15 protein-coding genes and 1 pseudogene are annotated in these 15,682 nt (G+C 59.5%); 3 read left to right on the top strand and 13 right to left on the bottom strand.

The features are described from left to right. Window positions 1-8: 8 nt before the first annotated feature. The 5 genes from R3E82_15625 to R3E82_15645 all read right to left on the bottom strand — a co-directional run bounded on the left by R3E82_15625 (window position 9) and on the right by R3E82_15645 (window position 5,325). Entirely contained in the window at window positions 9-851 is an 843-nt protein-coding gene (locus R3E82_15625; GenBank protein MEZ5552314.1) for a universal stress protein, read from the bottom strand. Window positions 852-1,038: 187 nt separating this feature from the next. Continuing rightward, window positions 1,039-2,016, bottom strand: coding sequence for an L-histidine N(alpha)-methyltransferase (egtD, locus tag R3E82_15630; GenBank protein MEZ5552315.1), 978 nt, complete (start codon window positions 2,014-2,016; stop codon window positions 1,039-1,041). Window positions 2,017-2,046: 30 nt separating this feature from the next. Then, complete coding sequence (gene egtB, locus R3E82_15635) at window positions 2,047-3,318, bottom strand: ergothioneine biosynthesis protein EgtB (GenBank protein MEZ5552316.1); 1,272 nt, start codon at window positions 3,316-3,318, stop codon at window positions 2,047-2,049. Between the two features lie 36 nt (window positions 3,319-3,354). Next, complete coding sequence (gene argG, locus R3E82_15640; protein MEZ5552317.1) at window positions 3,355-4,695, bottom strand: argininosuccinate synthase; 1,341 nt, start codon at window positions 4,693-4,695, stop codon at window positions 3,355-3,357. 141 nt (window positions 4,696-4,836) lie between these two features. Next, entirely contained in the window at window positions 4,837-5,325 is a 489-nt protein-coding gene (locus tag R3E82_15645) for a pyridoxamine 5'-phosphate oxidase family protein (protein ID MEZ5552318.1), read from the bottom strand. A gap of 197 nt (window positions 5,326-5,522) precedes the next feature. On the opposite strand from R3E82_15645, the gene R3E82_15650 reads away from it, so the two are divergent. After that, complete coding sequence (locus R3E82_15650) at window positions 5,523-7,019, top strand: MFS transporter (protein ID MEZ5552319.1); 1,497 nt, start codon at window positions 5,523-5,525, stop codon at window positions 7,017-7,019. Here the strand turns inward: R3E82_15650 and R3E82_15655 are convergent. From R3E82_15655 to R3E82_15680, 6 genes and pseudogenes are all read right to left on the bottom strand, one after another. Then, complete coding sequence (locus R3E82_15655) at window positions 7,016-8,527, bottom strand: FAD-dependent oxidoreductase (GenBank protein MEZ5552320.1); 1,512 nt, start codon at window positions 8,525-8,527, stop codon at window positions 7,016-7,018. The genes R3E82_15650 and R3E82_15655 overlap by 4 nt on opposite strands. A 14-nt stretch (window positions 8,528-8,541) precedes the next feature. Beyond that, window positions 8,542-9,492 carry an alpha/beta hydrolase gene (locus R3E82_15660; GenBank protein ID MEZ5552321.1) on the bottom strand — a complete coding sequence of 317 codons (951 nt, stop codon included), beginning with the start codon at window positions 9,490-9,492 and terminating at the stop codon, window positions 8,542-8,544. Beyond that, window positions 9,492-11,093 carry an amidohydrolase family protein gene (locus R3E82_15665; GenBank protein ID MEZ5552322.1) on the bottom strand — a complete coding sequence of 534 codons (1,602 nt, stop codon included), beginning with the start codon at window positions 11,091-11,093 and terminating at the stop codon, window positions 9,492-9,494. Before R3E82_15665 ends, R3E82_15660 begins: the two co-directional genes overlap by 1 nt. Further along, window positions 11,067-11,168: pseudogene (locus R3E82_15670) on the bottom strand (hypothetical protein). Before R3E82_15670 ends, R3E82_15665 begins: the two are co-directional and overlap by 27 nt. Before the next feature lie 54 nt (window positions 11,169-11,222). Further along, on the bottom strand, window positions 11,223-11,462 hold the full coding sequence (locus R3E82_15675; GenBank protein MEZ5552323.1) for a hypothetical protein: 240 nt from the start codon (window positions 11,460-11,462) through the stop codon (window positions 11,223-11,225). Beyond that, a complete protein-coding gene (locus R3E82_15680) occupies window positions 11,459-12,019 on the bottom strand; it encodes a hypothetical protein (GenBank protein MEZ5552324.1) in 561 nt (186 codons plus the stop codon). The genes R3E82_15675 and R3E82_15680 overlap by 4 nt, the downstream gene beginning before the upstream one ends. A gap of 190 nt (window positions 12,020-12,209) precedes the next feature. Between R3E82_15680 and R3E82_15685 the strand changes: the two genes are divergently transcribed. Together R3E82_15685 and R3E82_15690 are read left to right on the top strand one after the other, a co-directional pair. After that, window positions 12,210-13,160, top strand: coding sequence for a hypothetical protein (locus tag R3E82_15685; protein ID MEZ5552325.1), 951 nt, complete (start codon window positions 12,210-12,212; stop codon window positions 13,158-13,160). A gap of 77 nt (window positions 13,161-13,237) precedes the next feature. Further along, window positions 13,238-14,224 carry an OmpA family protein gene (locus R3E82_15690; GenBank protein ID MEZ5552326.1) on the top strand — a complete coding sequence of 329 codons (987 nt, stop codon included), beginning with the start codon at window positions 13,238-13,240 and terminating at the stop codon, window positions 14,222-14,224. Window positions 14,225-14,310: 86 nt separating this feature from the next. Here the strand turns inward: R3E82_15690 and R3E82_15695 are convergent, their stop codons facing one another. Together R3E82_15695 and R3E82_15700 are read right to left on the bottom strand one after the other, a co-directional pair. Continuing rightward, window positions 14,311-15,270 carry a M48 family metalloprotease gene (locus R3E82_15695; GenBank protein MEZ5552327.1) on the bottom strand — a complete coding sequence of 320 codons (960 nt, stop codon included), beginning with the start codon at window positions 15,268-15,270 and terminating at the stop codon, window positions 14,311-14,313. Continuing rightward, on the bottom strand, window positions 15,263-15,637 hold the full coding sequence (locus R3E82_15700) for a BlaI/MecI/CopY family transcriptional regulator (GenBank protein MEZ5552328.1): 375 nt from the start codon (window positions 15,635-15,637) through the stop codon (window positions 15,263-15,265). Before R3E82_15700 ends, R3E82_15695 begins: the two co-directional genes overlap by 8 nt. Window positions 15,638-15,682 lie beyond the last annotated feature (45 nt).

Genomic DNA, 15,682 nt, shown 5'->3' on the forward strand with positions numbered 1-15,682 from the left:
GGCCTCGGCTACGAAGCAACCGGAAGAATCAGCACTTCAGTGTCGATTGTATCGATCACTTTTCTCGCGGTAGCGCCGATCTCCTTTACTGAATCCGACCGTGCCACCCGGGCGATAACGAGCAGATCGCTGCCCTGTTTCCCGGCAATTTCGGCGATGACTTTTTCCGGGGCGCCCACTGCCGCACTCACCTGGGAGCGCTCAAGCCCGCAACGATCGGCGAATCTCTGGCGGTCAGGGTAACCGCCTGTATAGGCTGTGACCGCGTGCAGAGTCGCGCCGAGATCGGTGGTCAGACGCTTTGCCGCAGCAAGAATCTCGTCGTTGGCCTTCTCGTAAACATCCTCTTCAGGGCTGTGTTTGACCGCAACCAGCACTTTTTCAATCTTGAAGGGACGGCCCGTTTTAACGAGCAGAATAGGACTCGAGCACTGACGAATCAGCGTCCAGTCCGATGTTTCCCTGACCATACGCACGAACTTGGTGTGTTGCGTCATGTTCTTCACAACCAGTGAACTGGCGCATCGTTCTGCCGCAACGACCAGTGCCTTGCGCCAGTCGTGGTGCCACTCCACCTCAACCTCGATCTCCAGACCGTCGGCCCGGGGTGCGGCAACCAGCCGTTCAACCCAGTTCCGCACCCGCTTCTCTGTCTCCGCCTGGGAGTGGGCGCTGTCGTCACCGGATACCATCGCCACACTGTCCTCATTGATACAGCAGTACACGTGCAGCACCGCCTCCGTTGCGCGCCGTTCACGGAACTGGTGCGCAATCTGTTCTCCCCATTCAAGTGCAGCCTGCTCCATGCAGGTCGGATCAAGCACCACGAATATCTTAGTTTTTTCGGCCATCAGTGTCGCTCAGAGTAAACAGACTGGCCAAGAATCAGGGATCTGATATTGGTTTGCTATGGATAGTTTCCCTTATGGTACCGCGCGGATCCACGCAACCAGAGTTTCGGAAAAACCTTCCAGATGAGCTTGAACTTTTCCTGCCAGTTTCACCATCAGCGCGCCAGAGGGTCGCGAACGGTGGCAGCTACTCCGAATCCACCGTCATGTAGTGAAGGCTGAACAGCCCACTCGCATCCACCCAGCATTTTCCCGGTGTGAATCCTGCGCGAACCGCGACACCTTCAAACTCCTCGATCGAGTACTTGTGCGAGTACTCGGTAAGGATGAACTCGTCTTTCTCCAGAGAGAGCGCCTGTCCTGCCACGGTCACCCGCTGGTCAGTCTGGCTCACGAGCCGCATTTCGATCCGGCCTTCATCTCCGTCATAAACGGCCTGGTGTCTGAAGTGCCGAAAGTCGAAGTCTGCGTCGAGTTCCCGGTTCAGGCGCCTCAGCACATTGAGATTGAATTCGGCAGTCACACCCTGACTGTCATTGTAAGCAGCTTCTACTGTTTCACGGTCTTTGCGCAGGTCAACACCGATCAGCAGGGCTCCGCCCGGCCCGGCTTCCAGCCGCATGACCCTGAGCAGTTCGAGGGCGTCGGTCCGTGTGAAATTGCCGATCGTCGAGCCCGGGAAAAACACGAGATTGCGCGCAGGTTCCACAGGATGGCGAGGGAGTTCGAAAGGCCTCGTGAAGTCTGCACACACCGGTTGCACGTGCACATCCGGATAGTCGCGTGACAGATCTTCGACCTGCTTGACGAGATAGTCGACCGAGATGTCTACCGGCACATAAGCCGCAGGTGCATCGAGCCGGTCCAGCAGCTTGCGGATCTTGAGGCTGGAACCTGCGCCAAACTCAATCACCGCGACCCGCGGGCCGACAAGTGATGCGATCTCTTCGAGGTGCTCATCCATGAGCGCGAGTTCTGTACGGGTCAGATAGTACTCGGGCAGTTCACAGATCCTGTCGAACAGTTCCGAGCCGCGCTCATCGTAGAAATACTTTGGCGAGATGCGCTTCTGCTGCGCAGTCAGACCCCGCAGAACCATAGCCCTGTCTTCTGCCAGTTCAGGGGCCGAGTCGTTTGCGATGGTCAGTGCCGAGACTCTGCTCATGCTGGAATTTTCCCTGGTTATCGGACCGGCTCAGGTGTTCCTGGCGAGACGAATGCCGAGAAACTGCCAGCGGTCCTGTGGATAAAAGAAGCTCCGGTAGGTGGCGCGGATGTGCTCACTCCAGGTTGCACAGGAGCCGCCGCGCACCACCATCTGATTGCACATGAATTTGCCGTTGTATTCGCCGAGCGAGCCGGCCAGTGGCTCGAAGCCGGGATAGGGGTTATAGCCTGAAGCCGTCCACTCCCAGACATCGCCGAAGAGCTGGGTAATACCCTGCACCCTGCCGCTCGCCGCCAGCGGCCGTAACTGGTCACTGTCGAGCAGGTTGCCGCCGACTTCGCTGCGTGCGGCTGCGAGCTCCCACTCCGCTTCGCTTGGCAGCCGGGCCCCGGCCCAGCGGGCAAAGGCATCGGCTTCATAAAAACTCACGTGACACACAGGGGCGTTCGCGTCCATATCCTGCCAGCCGCCCAGCGTGAACTCGCGCGACAGATCTGCGGACCAGCACAGCGGCCGATTCCAGCCATCCGCATGGATCTTCGCCCAACCATCCGCAAGCCACAGCGCCGGCTCCCCATAGCCGCCATCTGCCATGAATTCCGCATACTCGGCATTCGTGACCAGCCGATCACCGAGCGCGTGATCCTCCAGGAGCACGCGATGCCGTGGGGTCTCGTTGTCGAAACTGAACCCTTCACCGGCGAAGCCGATGTGCTCGATACCGCCCGGAATATCCGTAAACGTGAGAGGCTTGAAGTGTGAAGGTGGCGGCGCCGGCAGGTTCCGATAAGCCGGCCCGAGGGGATTGATGAACAGCACCTGCTTGATGTCGGTGAGAATCAGTTCCTGGTGCTGCTGTTCATGGTTGAGGCCGAGCACCACAAGCTTCTCGAAATCCGCATCGCCGGCGCGCTCAGCGATGAGGTCGATCATGCACTCGTCCACGTGCGCGCGATACGCATGGATCTCGGCGACAGTGGGTCGGCTCAGGATCCCGCGATCCATCCTCTGGAACATGTCCCCGACTGTGTAGTAGTAGGAATTGAAAAGGTGCAGATACCGTTCGTCGCGGGCTCGGTAGTCAGGCCTGTGCTCAAGAAGACAGAAGCGTTCGAAAAACCAGGTGACATGCGCCAGATGCCATTTGGTCGGGCTGACCTCAGGCATGGTCTGCACAACCTGATCCTCTACGGTGAGCGGCGCGGTGAGTGTCAGGCTGGCGCTGCGGACCCGCCGGTATCGATCAGAGAGTGTCTCGGCGGGTTCTGCAGACCCGGAAGCAGTAACAAGTGAGGCCATAACGTCCGATGATGCAATGAGTGGAGTGAGTGCAGATCAATCGTTCCCCGGCTCTTCGAGCCTCGGCACGCCCTGGGTTCCCTGACCGATGCTCAGCAGACCGCTGCTCGAGTACAGCGAAAGCTTGTCGCGGGTATCCACGATATCCAGGTTGCGCATGGTGAGCTGACCGATCCTGTCCTCAGCAGTGAACATGGAGTCTCCCTTTTCCATGGTCAGTCGCTCCGGGTGATAGGTCAGGTTGGGACTTTCCGTGTTCAGCAGCGAGTAGTCGTTACCTCGGCGCAACTCCAGCGTGACTTCACCGGTAACCATTGATGCGACCCAGCGCTGGGAACTCTCCCGAAGCATGATGCTCTGCGGGTCGAACCAGCGCCCCTGATACAGCAGCCGCCCGAGCTTGCGACCGTTTTCCCGATACTGCTCGATGGTGTCTTCATTGTGAATGCCGGTAACGAGCCGTTCGTAGGCAATGAAGAGCAGGGCCATGCCTGGTGCTTCATAAATGCCGCGGCTCTTCGCTTCGATGATCCGGTTTTCAATCTGATCGCTCATACCCAGGCCATGACGGCCGCCGATGCGATTGGCTTCGAGCAGGAGCTCAACGAGGTCCGGGAAGCTGCTGCCATTCAGCGCAACCGGCACACCCTGCTCGAAACGCACACTGACCACCTCGGGTACGATCTCGACCTCCGGCTTCCAGAACGCCACGCCCATGATGGGATTGACGATGTGCATGCCGCTGCTGAGGAATTCCAGATCCTTGGCCTCGTGTGTTGCACCGAGCATGTTGCTGTCTGTGCTGTAGGCCTTCTCCGCCGACATCTTGTAACCGAATCCGGCTTCGGTCATGAAAGCAGACATTTCTGCCCGTCCGCCGAGTTCACGGATGAAGTCCCGGTCCAGCCAGGGCTTGTAGATTTTCAGGGCCGGATTGGTGAGCAGGCCGTAGCGATAGAAGCGCTCGATATCGTTTCCTTTGTAGGTACTGCCGTCTCCCCAGATGTTGACGTCATCCTCTTTCATGGCGGCGACCAGCATGGTGCCGGTGACCGCCCGCCCGAGCGGGGTGGTGTTGTAGTAGGTGACGCCCGCGGTGGTGACATGAAACGCGCTGGTCTGGATCGCTGCGAGCCCTTCTTTGACGAGCTGCTTCCGGCAATCCACCAGCCGCGCCTGTTCAGCGCCGTATTCCAGGGCCTTGCGGGGGATCTCCTCGTAATCCGATTCGTCCGGCTGTGCCAGATTGGCAGTGTAGGCATAGGGCTGCGCACCCTTCTGCTTCATCCAGTGCAGCGCTGCACTGGTGTCGAGTCCGCCGGAGAAGGCGATGCCGACTTTTTCACCGATGGGGAGAGATTGAAGAATTGTGGCCATGGGTCAGGTATTAATCGCGAAAATTCTGGAACCGCGAAGGATACCAGCCGAACGGCATCGAGCGGCGCTTTTCTACCCCTGGGGTCAACATCGACCGCCCGTCAGCATCGACCGCCGCTGTGCACAGACCAGCGGGCGTCGTCAGCGACGCAAGGTGGCCAGCTTGAAATTGTCCCAGGTAACCTGTCCCTGGGGGGTAAACACCATCCAGCGGGCATTGCGGCCCTGGGCAGTGGCCGCCATGGGCGGCGGGTCCGCCACCGGCGGCTGGCCGTGGCCGCCATTGTACTTCCGACCGATCTGCGCCCTCGCGAGCACAAGGTCTGTGTCCGCCGCTTCCGCCGCGGCATCCTCGAGAACCCGGGCGACACCCTGCATCACCACCGCCTGCAGTTCGGGAAATTTCTCATTCCGATCCACCAGTATGGTGCAGGTCGGATCGCGGCGGAGATTCTCAACTTTCTGGCCTCGGCCGTAGATGTAGATCTTGCCCCCCGCCCAGCCGAACCACATGGGGGTGAGATTGATCCGGCCTTTGGGACCGAGTGTGGCAATGCGGCAGTTCCAGGTCGTGGTAAGGAGTTCTTCGACCTGGGCGTCGTCGAGTGCAAGCTTGCGGGATATAGGCACGGTGGTGGTCCTTCTGACATTTACAGGGGAAGAGTACCGCAATCACGACACAGCAGATCAGTATGCTCGACAGGTTCTATGAAATCAGCAGGAAGCATGATTACATCCGTCCTGCCCTATCGGACGCACTTATCAGAGTCCGATTGTTAAACCACTTTCGAAATGTCGAGACGCAACTTTTGGACAACACCAGCAAGGTGACAACCACGCCCGCCGCCCCGATGTTCAGCCGGGATCAACAGCGACGGGGAAAAGTCCCTACTGCGGCACGCATCTTTCAGGGAATCGGCGCATTGCCGGAGGTGTTCAAAGACTTCGCAATCAAGACCTTTCTGCTGCTCTACTACAACCAGGTGCTGGGCCTGCCGGCCCTCTATGTATCAGGCGCGCTGTTTATTGCACTGATCGTCGACGCGATTACCGATCCAATCGTAGGCTCCTACTCCGATCGATTTCGCTCCAGGCTCGGCCGACGTCACCCGTTCATGTACGCGGCCGCTCTGCCGCTTGGCTTGACCGTCTACTTTCTTTTCGCACCACCCGATATCCCGACCGATCTGCCCCGCGAGCCCCTGCTGCTGGCCTGGCTGCTGTTCTTCGTGGTGGCTGCGCGAGTCTCCATGACGTTTTTCTACGTTCCCTGGAGCGCACTGTTCGCAGAGTTCTCCGAAGACTACGAGGAACGCAGCGTCATCGTAACCTACCGCTTTTTTTTCGCCTGGATGGGCGGTATCAGTATCACCTTTGCGGTATTTTCCTGGGTATTCCCGGCCAGCGCCGAATTTCCGCTTGGCCAGCTCAACCCCGACAGCTACCGGAATCTCGCCCTGGTACTCGCTGTATGCATTCCATTGGCCGTCCTGATCACAACGCATCTGACCAGAGATCAGATACCGTTTCTCATGCAGCCCCGCGGCGAAGTTAAGCGTTTCCGGTTCTCCAGTGTGATCGAAGACCTGCGCGATGCACTCTCCAATCGGGACTTCCTGCTGCTGTTCGCGGCGGTGCTGACCAGCTCCGTGGTGATCGGTACGAATCAGGCATTCGAAATCTATATGCGCACTTACTTCTGGGGATTCGACACGGCGAGTCTGCGCTGGCTTTCACTGTCCTTTACCGGTGCACTGATCGCCTTCCTGCTTGTGGCCCCGTTGCAGGCCAGGTTTGACAAGAAGTACCTCCTGGTCGGTTGCAGCGTGGCGCTGATGCTGCAGGGCATGCTGCTGGTGGGTCTGCGGTTTCTGGATGTACTTCCGCCGAACGGCTCCGATCTGCTGCTGTATCTGTTGATTGGCGACAGCATCGTCCGGGCGCTCTTCGCTACCGTTGCTCTGGTGATGTTCATTTCCATGGTGGCAGACACTCTGGATGTACAGGAGCTGGAAACCGGCAGACGTCAGGAGGGCGTATTCAACTCTGCCATCACCTTTTCCGCCAAAGCGACTTCAGGTATCGGCCTTCTGCTCGCCGGTGCACTGCTCGATATCGTCATCGACTTTCCGCAAGGGGCAGGACAACAGGGCGTTGACCCGGAGGTCATCTTCCGCCTCGGCGTGGTCGATGGTTTCGTAGTGCCGCTGGCTAACGTCGTGTGGATGTCCCTTGCACTCCGCTGCCGGATAACCCGCTCAGAGCATATCGAAGTACGTCGGCTGCTGACTGCCCGGCGGTTTGCAGACAATACCAGCAGCTAGGGCTGAACTTCAGCACCAACCAGTGCCAGCATTTCGCTGCGGCTCGGTCCTCGTTGTATGCGCGCTGCTGCGTTGCGCTTCCGGCCTTTGAGCATATAGCCGAAGATGATCATGCGGATGCGCCAGTCTTCCAGGAAAGCGCCCGGCTTCTCCAGTAGATTGACTGTTCGCATCATGCCTCGATGCACATGCAGGTTGTAGCGGGCGGCGGCCGCGAGGGCATCGCCAAACGCCATTCCGAAACGCTTCTTGAAAGTGTCCGGGGTCTCCAGCACGCGCCCTTCATGCACGGCCAGCGCACGACGGATACCGTTCTGATCCTCCTGCCAGCTTGTTTCGAATATCGGTCGCAGCTTTTCTTCGGTGAGTCTGTCGAATACCCGGGCACGCTGGACGGGATCTGTGTGCTCCGTGAGCACCTCGGCGAGCATGTGGGCATGCAGGATGCTGGTGCTGCAGCCCCGGCCATACAGCGGATTGGTTCGCAGCGCAGCATCGCCCACCGCAAAGAAGTTGAGCACCAGCGGCTCATCGTTCTTCACGTAGTGGCGCCACACCGCGCGGATGTCACCAATACCGAAGGGTTCGGTCGTCGGCTCTACTTTCCCCTCTGCCACCCAGGGCGCGAGTCCCGGCGTGCTCCTGCAGACAGTATCGAACCGATCACCGGATTTGATGGCTTCCCGCAACTCGAGCTCACAGGTATGCAGGCAGACGATGACCGCAAAATTACCTTTGTCGCCGGGAAAGACCCCGAACTTGATGTAGCCCAGATCGCCGGCCGCGCGATCCTTGCCATTTCGAGGTGGTTCGTCCACACCCGGCAGGAGGTGGTAGTGGCGCGTGTAGTAGACGATTTCCGCATCCCGGTTCTCTTCCGGGATTTCTGTGCCCGCTTCTGCGAACCATTTTGGAAAGCGGGTGGTACGGCCGCTGGCATCAACCAGCAGATCTGCCGCTATTTCAGTGCCGAAGCGATCCTGACAGTCTCTGCGAACTTTGAGCCCCGCAACCGACAGCTGATCTCCCCTGCGTTCGGTGATTACGCCATCGATGGTGAGCTGATTGATGACCTCAATGTTGGGGATGGATTCGACATAGCGCCGCAGCACCGTTTCGATGGTGGCCCGCCGGCACATCAGCATCCAGAGTTTTTCATCTCCCGCCTCAGGCCGATACTGAGCTTCAAGTTCCGGTGACAGCAGATCCGTGTAGTTCACGCGCCGCGCACCGGCAGCGTAAAATTCTTCCAGCAGGTCCGGGTAGTTTTCCGCCAGGATATTGCACATCAGTCCGAGGAAGGCATGGGGGTGGCGGAACTGTGTTGCGCCGCGGCGTGGCCATTCGAAGAAGGCTTTATCCGCATCTCCCTCCGGCGGTGGTGTGTCACGCTCGATCACCTTGACAGACAGACCGCGCTTGGCCAGCGCAAGTGCGGTGCACATGCCGGAAATGCCGCACCCGACAACCACTATGTTCTCCTGCACGGGCGCTTTCACAAGGCTCATAGCAGCACTTTCCCTCATGGCAGCTGGCTGAGAAATCTGAGCAGGGCGTCGTTGACTGCGGCCGGCGCCTCCTGCTGGGTCCAGTGTCCCGCTCCGGGGATCAGCTCGTTGATACGCAGGTCGGTCACGTGTTTCGGCATGTTTTTCAATGCTTCCGCCGCCATCATGATCACACCGTCTCTGTCACCGGCTACAAACATGGCGGGCTGGCTGATAGTGGTCGGCGCATTTTCAGTGAGCGTCCAGGTCAGATCGTGATTGCGGTAATAGTTGAGAGGTCCCCGCATGCCGGAGCGGGTGAACTCACCAGCGTAGAAATCCAGATCCGCTTCACTCAGCCATGCCGGCAGGACATCCGGGTTGGGTAATCCGCTTAACAGATCGCCATCCGGGCTTCGTACCGGCAAAGCGGTCAGATCTGTCTCGCCCGCACCCATCACCAGAAACTTCTTCAATGCTGTGCGAATGTCCGCCTCGAACTCCGCTTCTGCCACTCCCGGCTCGAAGAAATAGAGCTGATAGAAAAACTGGCCTTTGAAGATCTCCCGCATCGCGGGCATGGGTTGCACGGGAGAACGTGGCGAGAAAGGCACCGACAAGGCACCCACAGCGGTCACCCGATCCGGATGATTCAGCGCGCTGCTCCAGGCGGTGGGCGCGCCCCAGTCATGACCGATCACCACCGCCGTCTCGTAGCCGAGGGCGGGAATCAGTCCGATGATGTCGGCGACCACTTCGACCTGGTTGTAGGCTTCGATGGCCTGGGGTCTGTCGCTCTTTCCATAACCCCGCATGTCGGGCGCCACCACGTGGTAGCCGGCGTCGGAGAGCGGTTTGAACTGGTGCCGCCAGGAATACCAGGACTCCGGAAAGCCATGCAACAGCAGCACCAGGGGGCCTTCCCCCTGTTCGGCAATATTGAGTTCGATCCCGTTGGTGGGTACCCGTCGCTCGGTGATGCCCATCAACTGGCACCCGGCAGGATGGTGCCACAGGTTGCCGACGTGTAACCGTCAGCCGCGCTCCAGGCCAGCCGTCCACCGACCAGCACCGCACTGACACCTACCGAATCGCGCACATAGCGGCTGCCATCGCCGGGCACGTCATCGGCGTAATACTCGGCACCCCGATCCACCTGGCTCGCATCGAACACGGCGATGTCAGCAACGAACCCGGGTTGCAGCTGACCGCGCTCAGGAATGCCCCAGATCGCCGCAGTATCACTGGTGATTTTCTTTATCGCAGCTTCCAGGCCGATGCTCCGAGTTTCGCGCACAAAGTGCCCGAGCAGATAACCGGTATCGCCGTAGGTGGAGAAAGACAGGATGTGGGCGCCACCATCGCTGGCACCCACATGCACGCGCGGATGGTTCAGCAGCGCACTGACCCGCCCGTCGTCGTTATGGCCCATGTCGGCGGCGAGGAAATGGGCGTCCAGCTCCTCTTCCAGCGACAGATCGATCATGGCCTCGATGGGCGTAGTGCCTCGGATCTCAGCGATCTCCGCCAGCGTCTTTCCTGTGAGCGGCTGGTTAGCTGCCGTGTTCACCTTGCGCAGAACAAGACGCGACCATAGCGCGTTGAGGGCTGCCGCTTCGGCGGCGAGAGCGCTGCGGCGATCCGGATCCTGAAACGCGGCCATGATGTCATCGTGGGTACCGAAGCGCATGACCTGGTACCAGCTTCTCAATCGGATGAAGAGCAGACTCGGCACCGCGAAGCTGAAGCTGATGTCGATGGGCCGTGTCTGCACCTGGGGCCAGACACGCGCACCCCGGGCAAACTGTTCATCCACCCGCTGCATGACCCGCTCCACCGCCTGCACATTGTCGCCATTCACAAACAGGGGAGAAAACGTGGTCGGAATACCGTGCTTGAGGCTGAGTTCCGCGAGCTGATCAACCCGCGCAATGGTCAGATCGGCATCATAGAATTCCGGCACGATCTGCAGAATGCGGCCGAATTCCCCCAGCACACTCGATAGTGCCTTGAGCTCCCGATTGTCCGCGTAACGGCTCGGCACCGGCTGCAGGGTTTCGTCCATGTCCACAAAGCTGGTGGACAGCCCGATCGCACCCGCCTCCAGGCACTGGCGCAGCAGTGTCTGCAACTCGACAATCTCCGCATCGGTTGCCGTACGCTCCATGGCGGCTGTGTCCATTACCCACAATCTCAGCAGGCTGTGGCCCACCAGAGGTGCCACGTTGAGCGCCAGCCCCTTGCGGATCCGCTGCAGATATTCATCAAACGTTTCCCAGTTCCATTCCACACCCTGCTCAAAAGCCTTAAGCGGCATCTCTTCGATCTGATTGAACATGCCTACCAGTTTCATCCGATGCTTCTCTTTCAGCGGCGCAAGTGACAGAGAGCAGTTGCCCGGAACGATGGTGGTCACTCCATGACTCAGCGCAGGCTTTGCCCAGCCATCCCACAGCAGTTGCGCATCGAAGTGGGTGTGTGGATCGATGAATCCGGGCGAGACCACCTTACCGGTGGCATCGAGTGTCTCGCGACCCTGCCCTGCGAGACGGCCGATCTTTGCGATCCGGCCGTCCTTAATGCCCAGATCCGCCGTATAGGCCGGCAGCCCGGTACCATCGACGATGCGGCCATTTTCTATCACCAGATCAAACATCACCTTCTCCTCTCTGCGTTCTTTGTTTCAGCTCTCTTGCTGTTTGTTGTTTGTCAGGCGCTACCCGGCCAGTGGTGCTTCCAGGAAAATCACATCGCTCGGCAGGATGGGATTACCGGCTCGAGGCGAGCCCTGTGGCGCCGCAGGTCGCATGAAGACATGCAGATTCCAGCTCTGCAACTGGCCTACGGCCACGCTTTCCTCGAGATCCGGCAAAGCTCTCCGCGCGATGCTCGCCCAGGTATCGCCTTCTGCCGGCATCGTGCTGCGGCGGATGGTGCGCAAGGTGGTGTCGTTCATACCGTCTTCCTTTTATGGGTACCGGTCCTGTACCTCCCGGTCGTGTTGAGTGCTTCCGGCGCAAAGCGTTGCAGCTGATCCGCAAGCAGAATCTGCGCCTGCTCGTCCAGGGTACCTTCCTGCAGCCGTCTGGTGAGATGTGCACGCCAGATGTTCTGCAGTTCGCTCTGGGCATCCTGCATGTGCGCGCGCAGCAGTGGCTGACCGCTGTCTGCCGCGATCGCGGGCAGCAGGGTCGATACGCCGAATCGGGCCCGAGCCAGCATTTCCCGCAGAGACACCAGCCCCTGGGACCACTGGCAGGTACCGGCGAAGAGAAGCTGACCGATGGTGATAGTCAGTACATCCACGTCGACTTCGTCCTTAAGCTGTCCCGACTCGATTGCCGAACGAAGCATGCCTTTCCAGAGCAGGAAGCGTGGCCCGGAGGTCATGAACTGGAGCTCAGGTCCACCATCTCTGGAAACGCAGGCGCCATCAGACTCGCGGAGGAGCGCCCGGGCGGCGGCAACGATGGTGTCGCGACGCAGCTGTTTGCTTTCCTCGCGGATGGACATGTGATGATCCCTGGTCGACGGTGCGGTTGAGATGCAGCAGGCTGCACCGCATACTGGCTTTTTTTGAAACAGATTTCATTGGAAAACTGAAACGTGTTCAGTTTTTTATCGTGGTGGTGAAAAATGCCGGACCAGGTCCCGTCTCCGCACCAGGCTACTGGAACTCGGGATCACCAACAGGAGAGCACGCATGGTTCGTATCATCGGCAACATCAATCCCGAGGACGACTACACCCACGAACTGGGGCCGGAGGAGAATTTCAACGAGTCGGTCTACTTCAACTTTTTCGATCCGACCCAGAACCGCGGCGGCTTCGTGCGCATCGGTAACCGCGCCAACGAAGGCTATGCGGAGATGACCGTGATCGTCTGGAATCCGGACGGCTCGGCCTATTTCAACTACGCCAAACCGGAGATCAGCCACAACAACGGCTGGGATGCGGGCGGCCTGAAAATCGAGATCCTCACTCCGGCGGAGCGGGTCCGCACCACCTACCGGGGCAAGGCGCTGTTCATGGCCGATCCCCGGGACATGAGCGATCCCGGCAAGGCATTCAAAAGCAATCCCCGCCAGGAGATCGTGATCGATCTCGAGCACACGGCTGTCGGCCCGTTGTATGGCCACGTCGGCGAACCGGGCGATGGCAACGATTTCGCCCGCGCCCATACCGAGCAGCACATGCGGGTCGCCGGCACCCTCAAACTCGGCGAGGGTGCGCCCATCGACTTCTCCGGCTGGGGCCTGCGCGATCACTCCTGGGGTCCGCGCTACTGGCAGTCCACCCCTTCTTACCGCTGGATTACCGGTAACTTCGGCGACGACCTCGGCATGATCATCACCACCAATGGCGAAGGTGAGGGCCGGGGACTGTTTCAGGAAGGCGATGAACTGGTGAAAATCGACAAAGCCGTGATCCAGGCGGAATACCAGCCCGACACCAACTACCATAAGTCACTGCGCGCGGAACTGACCCTGGAGGATGGGCGCCAGCGGGTCGTGGAAGGTCGAGTGATGGGCTACATCCCGCTGCGCAACCGGCGCGCCGGCAGCAACACCCATGTCGGTGAAGGCATGACCGAATACACGCTGGACGGTGATCGGAAGGGCTACGGGCTCAGCGAGTTTCTCGATCAGTTATAGGCTGGTCCCCCGTGGATGGCGGGGCGGGGTTTGAGAGAGAACCCGCGGTCCACTTCACATAGCCAGGAGCGATACAGATGTTGAAGTGCTTTCATTCTGCAGCCGCAGCACTCATGGTCTTTTTCCTGTCTGCCGCGGCATTGGCGCAGGATATTGAAGGCGCCATCGAACATCCGATGATCGAGCGTTACCCAGGCCAGGTCATCGCCTGGCAGCATATTGAAAACTATCAGCCTTACAAAGTCGCTGTGGGCCCGGTAACCGGTTACCGCACGATTTCAGACTGGATCGAGACCGAAGGCCGGGTGACACGCACCTTCTACAAGTACGAAGGCGAAGACCGGACCTATTCCGAGATCTATAAAAACTATCTCGATGCGCTGAAGGCCGAGGGTTTCACGATCCTTGGCGAAGGCATGTCGGCAGATCGCAGAGGTAATGGCATCGGCTCCCAGCAATGGATGGAAGTTACCTTCCGCGCGAACCCCGCAACCAAGCCTGGTGCAGTGGGTACGATGTTTTCGGGCACGTCCTCATCGGGGGGTGCGGGCGTCGTGGTCGCAACTAAGGAACGTGCCGCGGGCACGGCCTACGTGGTGGTTTATGTCGAACAGCATTCGAAGAACTACATCGGCACCCTGATAGACATTGTTGAGGTCGAGGCCGCCGAAACGGGGCTGGTTGTCGTTGACGCAGAAGCCATGGGCTCCGACATCGATGAATACGGCCGTGTGGTACTCGACGGGATCGTCTTCGATTTCGACAAAGCCACGCTGAAGTCCGAATCAAAGGCCGCGCTCGATGCGATCGCGGAATACCTGAATGCCAATCCGGACAAGCGCTTCTACGTCGTCGGTCACACCGACTCGAAGGGTACTTACGCATACAACAGCAAGTTGTCTTCAGATCGGGCCCTGGCCGTCGCTGAGGCGCTGAAGAAGGACTATGGCATCGCTTCCGACCGGCTGGAGCCGCACGGGGTCGGGCCCCTGGTGCCGGTGTTTGCCAATGGCAGCGATGCCGGCCGGGATCGGAACCGGCGGGTGGAACTGGTCGAGCGGTAGACAGGCGCGAAACCGGTAATCAGTACAGGAAAGATGGGCTGCGGCATCCCCGTCGCAGTTCCTGCATCCCGACAAAACCGGGGGCCTCACCAGAACCCTATGGCCGCCACTGTTTCCACAATAGGATGGCTGGCGGCAATCGCCACTGCAGACTGCAGGATCCACATGAACGCGACTGTCAGATACGCAATGGACGGACGACGTTCAGTACCTGCAGACGCAGCAGAGATACGATAAGCCGACACCTGCGATCCAAACTGCACGACCCCTGACCCGCGGTGGACCGACGGTTCCTGTGTCATAACGTCAACTGCCTGGCGGAACAACGCGGGGTCAGCCGCGACGCACAAGGCAGCGGAGTCACAGGACTGTTCGCAATCAGCAACAAGATCGGCGAGGATCCTGTCCCGGAAATTCGACGGCCACAGTCTTGTGGACCACTGGGCGGCAAGGCTGCGCAAGTTGTCGAATCGTGCAGCGTGCGCTGCTTCATGTGCAAGGACCACGTCGAGCTGCGGTGGGCTCAACCGATCAAGGAGCCCTCGAGAGATCACGATACGTTGTCTGAGCAGACCGCAGCACCAGGCAAACAGCCGGTCGCTCTCCAGTATCAGATGATCCGGTATCCGGTTCTGCACTCCCAGGACAAAGAGCACAGCCAGTCGCCTCCGGCCAACGATGACCACCCGGGCGATTCCCGCTACCAAACCGAGTATCAGGAACGACGCGACAGTGAAAAGGCCGATGCCGCCAGGAGATCGGGCGGCGACTAGCGGTGCATGAATGCTGCAATCGCCGCCGTGACAATGCTGAACAACCAGCAGCTGGGCGTGACCCGGAACGAGGTAGAGCAATGCAGTGACAATACTGGCAGCTGGTGCGATCAATGCAAAACACAGTGTTGCCAGCGACCGCGTTGAGGGATCGAACAACCTGATGCTCTGGCGAAAGGGCAGGTACAACACGCCGGATAGGACCGACGACAGGACTGCCGCAACCAGCACTACACCGGCAAGCTGCATCGCGAACGACAGTATTTCAATCATCAGGCTGCTCCGATGATTCAAGGAGTCGCATGATTTCATTCTCTATAGCCGGATCGCCGCCGGCGAAGAGCCCGACGAAGCCTGAGATGATCGGTGCAAGTTCACCGCCGCCCACATCGCGGGTCAGATCGTTCAATGCTTTTTCGACCACATTCGCTCTGGTCAGAGTCGCCGCATAACGATAGGCACGGCCTTCCTTCCTGCGTTCGACCAGTCCTTTTCCGCGTAACCGTTCCACCGTGCTCTGGATGGTGTTCAACGATACAGCAGCGTTGGCAGTACGTTCCTGCAACTCCTGGGCGGAAAGACTGCCGTCCCGCCACAGGCGATCGAGGATCTCCAGCTCGCGGGGGCCGAGCAACGGCATCGGATCTCCTCGAATGCCCTGCAGCCACGACCTCAGCATGTGTTT

The sequence above is a fragment of the Pseudomonadales bacterium genome, assembly GCA_041395945.1.
Classification (GTDB): domain Bacteria; phylum Pseudomonadota; class Gammaproteobacteria; order Pseudomonadales; family Azotimanducaceae; genus SZUA-309.

Bases quoted from the DNA above. Each gene is read 5' to 3' on its own strand.
- R3E82_15700 (MEZ5552328.1), bottom strand. From the start codon at position 15,637: ATGCCGTTGCTCGGCCCCCGCGAGCTGGAGATCCTCGATCGCCTGTGG.
- argG (MEZ5552317.1), bottom strand. From the start codon at position 4,695: ATGGCCACAATTCTTCAATCTCTCCCCATCGGTGAAAAAGTCGGCATC.
- R3E82_15680 (MEZ5552324.1), bottom strand. From the start codon at position 12,019: ATGTCCATCCGCGAGGAAAGCAAACAGCTGCGTCGCGACACCATCGTT.
- egtB (MEZ5552316.1), bottom strand. From the start codon at position 3,318: ATGGCCTCACTTGTTACTGCTTCCGGGTCTGCAGAACCCGCCGAGACA.
- R3E82_15685 (MEZ5552325.1), top strand. From the start codon at position 12,210: ATGGTTCGTATCATCGGCAACATCAATCCCGAGGACGACTACACCCAC.
- R3E82_15625 (MEZ5552314.1), bottom strand. From the start codon at position 851: ATGGCCGAAAAAACTAAGATATTCGTGGTGCTTGATCCGACCTGCATG.
- R3E82_15655 (MEZ5552320.1), bottom strand. From the start codon at position 8,527: ATGAGCCTTGTGAAAGCGCCCGTGCAGGAGAACATAGTGGTTGTCGGG.
- R3E82_15675 (MEZ5552323.1), bottom strand. From the start codon at position 11,462: ATGAACGACACCACCTTGCGCACCATCCGCCGCAGCACGATGCCGGCA.
- egtD (MEZ5552315.1), bottom strand. From the start codon at position 2,016: ATGAGCAGAGTCTCGGCACTGACCATCGCAAACGACTCGGCCCCTGAA.
- R3E82_15690 (MEZ5552326.1), top strand. From the start codon at position 13,238: ATGTTGAAGTGCTTTCATTCTGCAGCCGCAGCACTCATGGTCTTTTTC.
- R3E82_15695 (MEZ5552327.1), bottom strand. From the start codon at position 15,270: ATGATTGAAATACTGTCGTTCGCGATGCAGCTTGCCGGTGTAGTGCTG.
- R3E82_15660 (MEZ5552321.1), bottom strand. From the start codon at position 9,492: ATGGGCATCACCGAGCGACGGGTACCCACCAACGGGATCGAACTCAAT.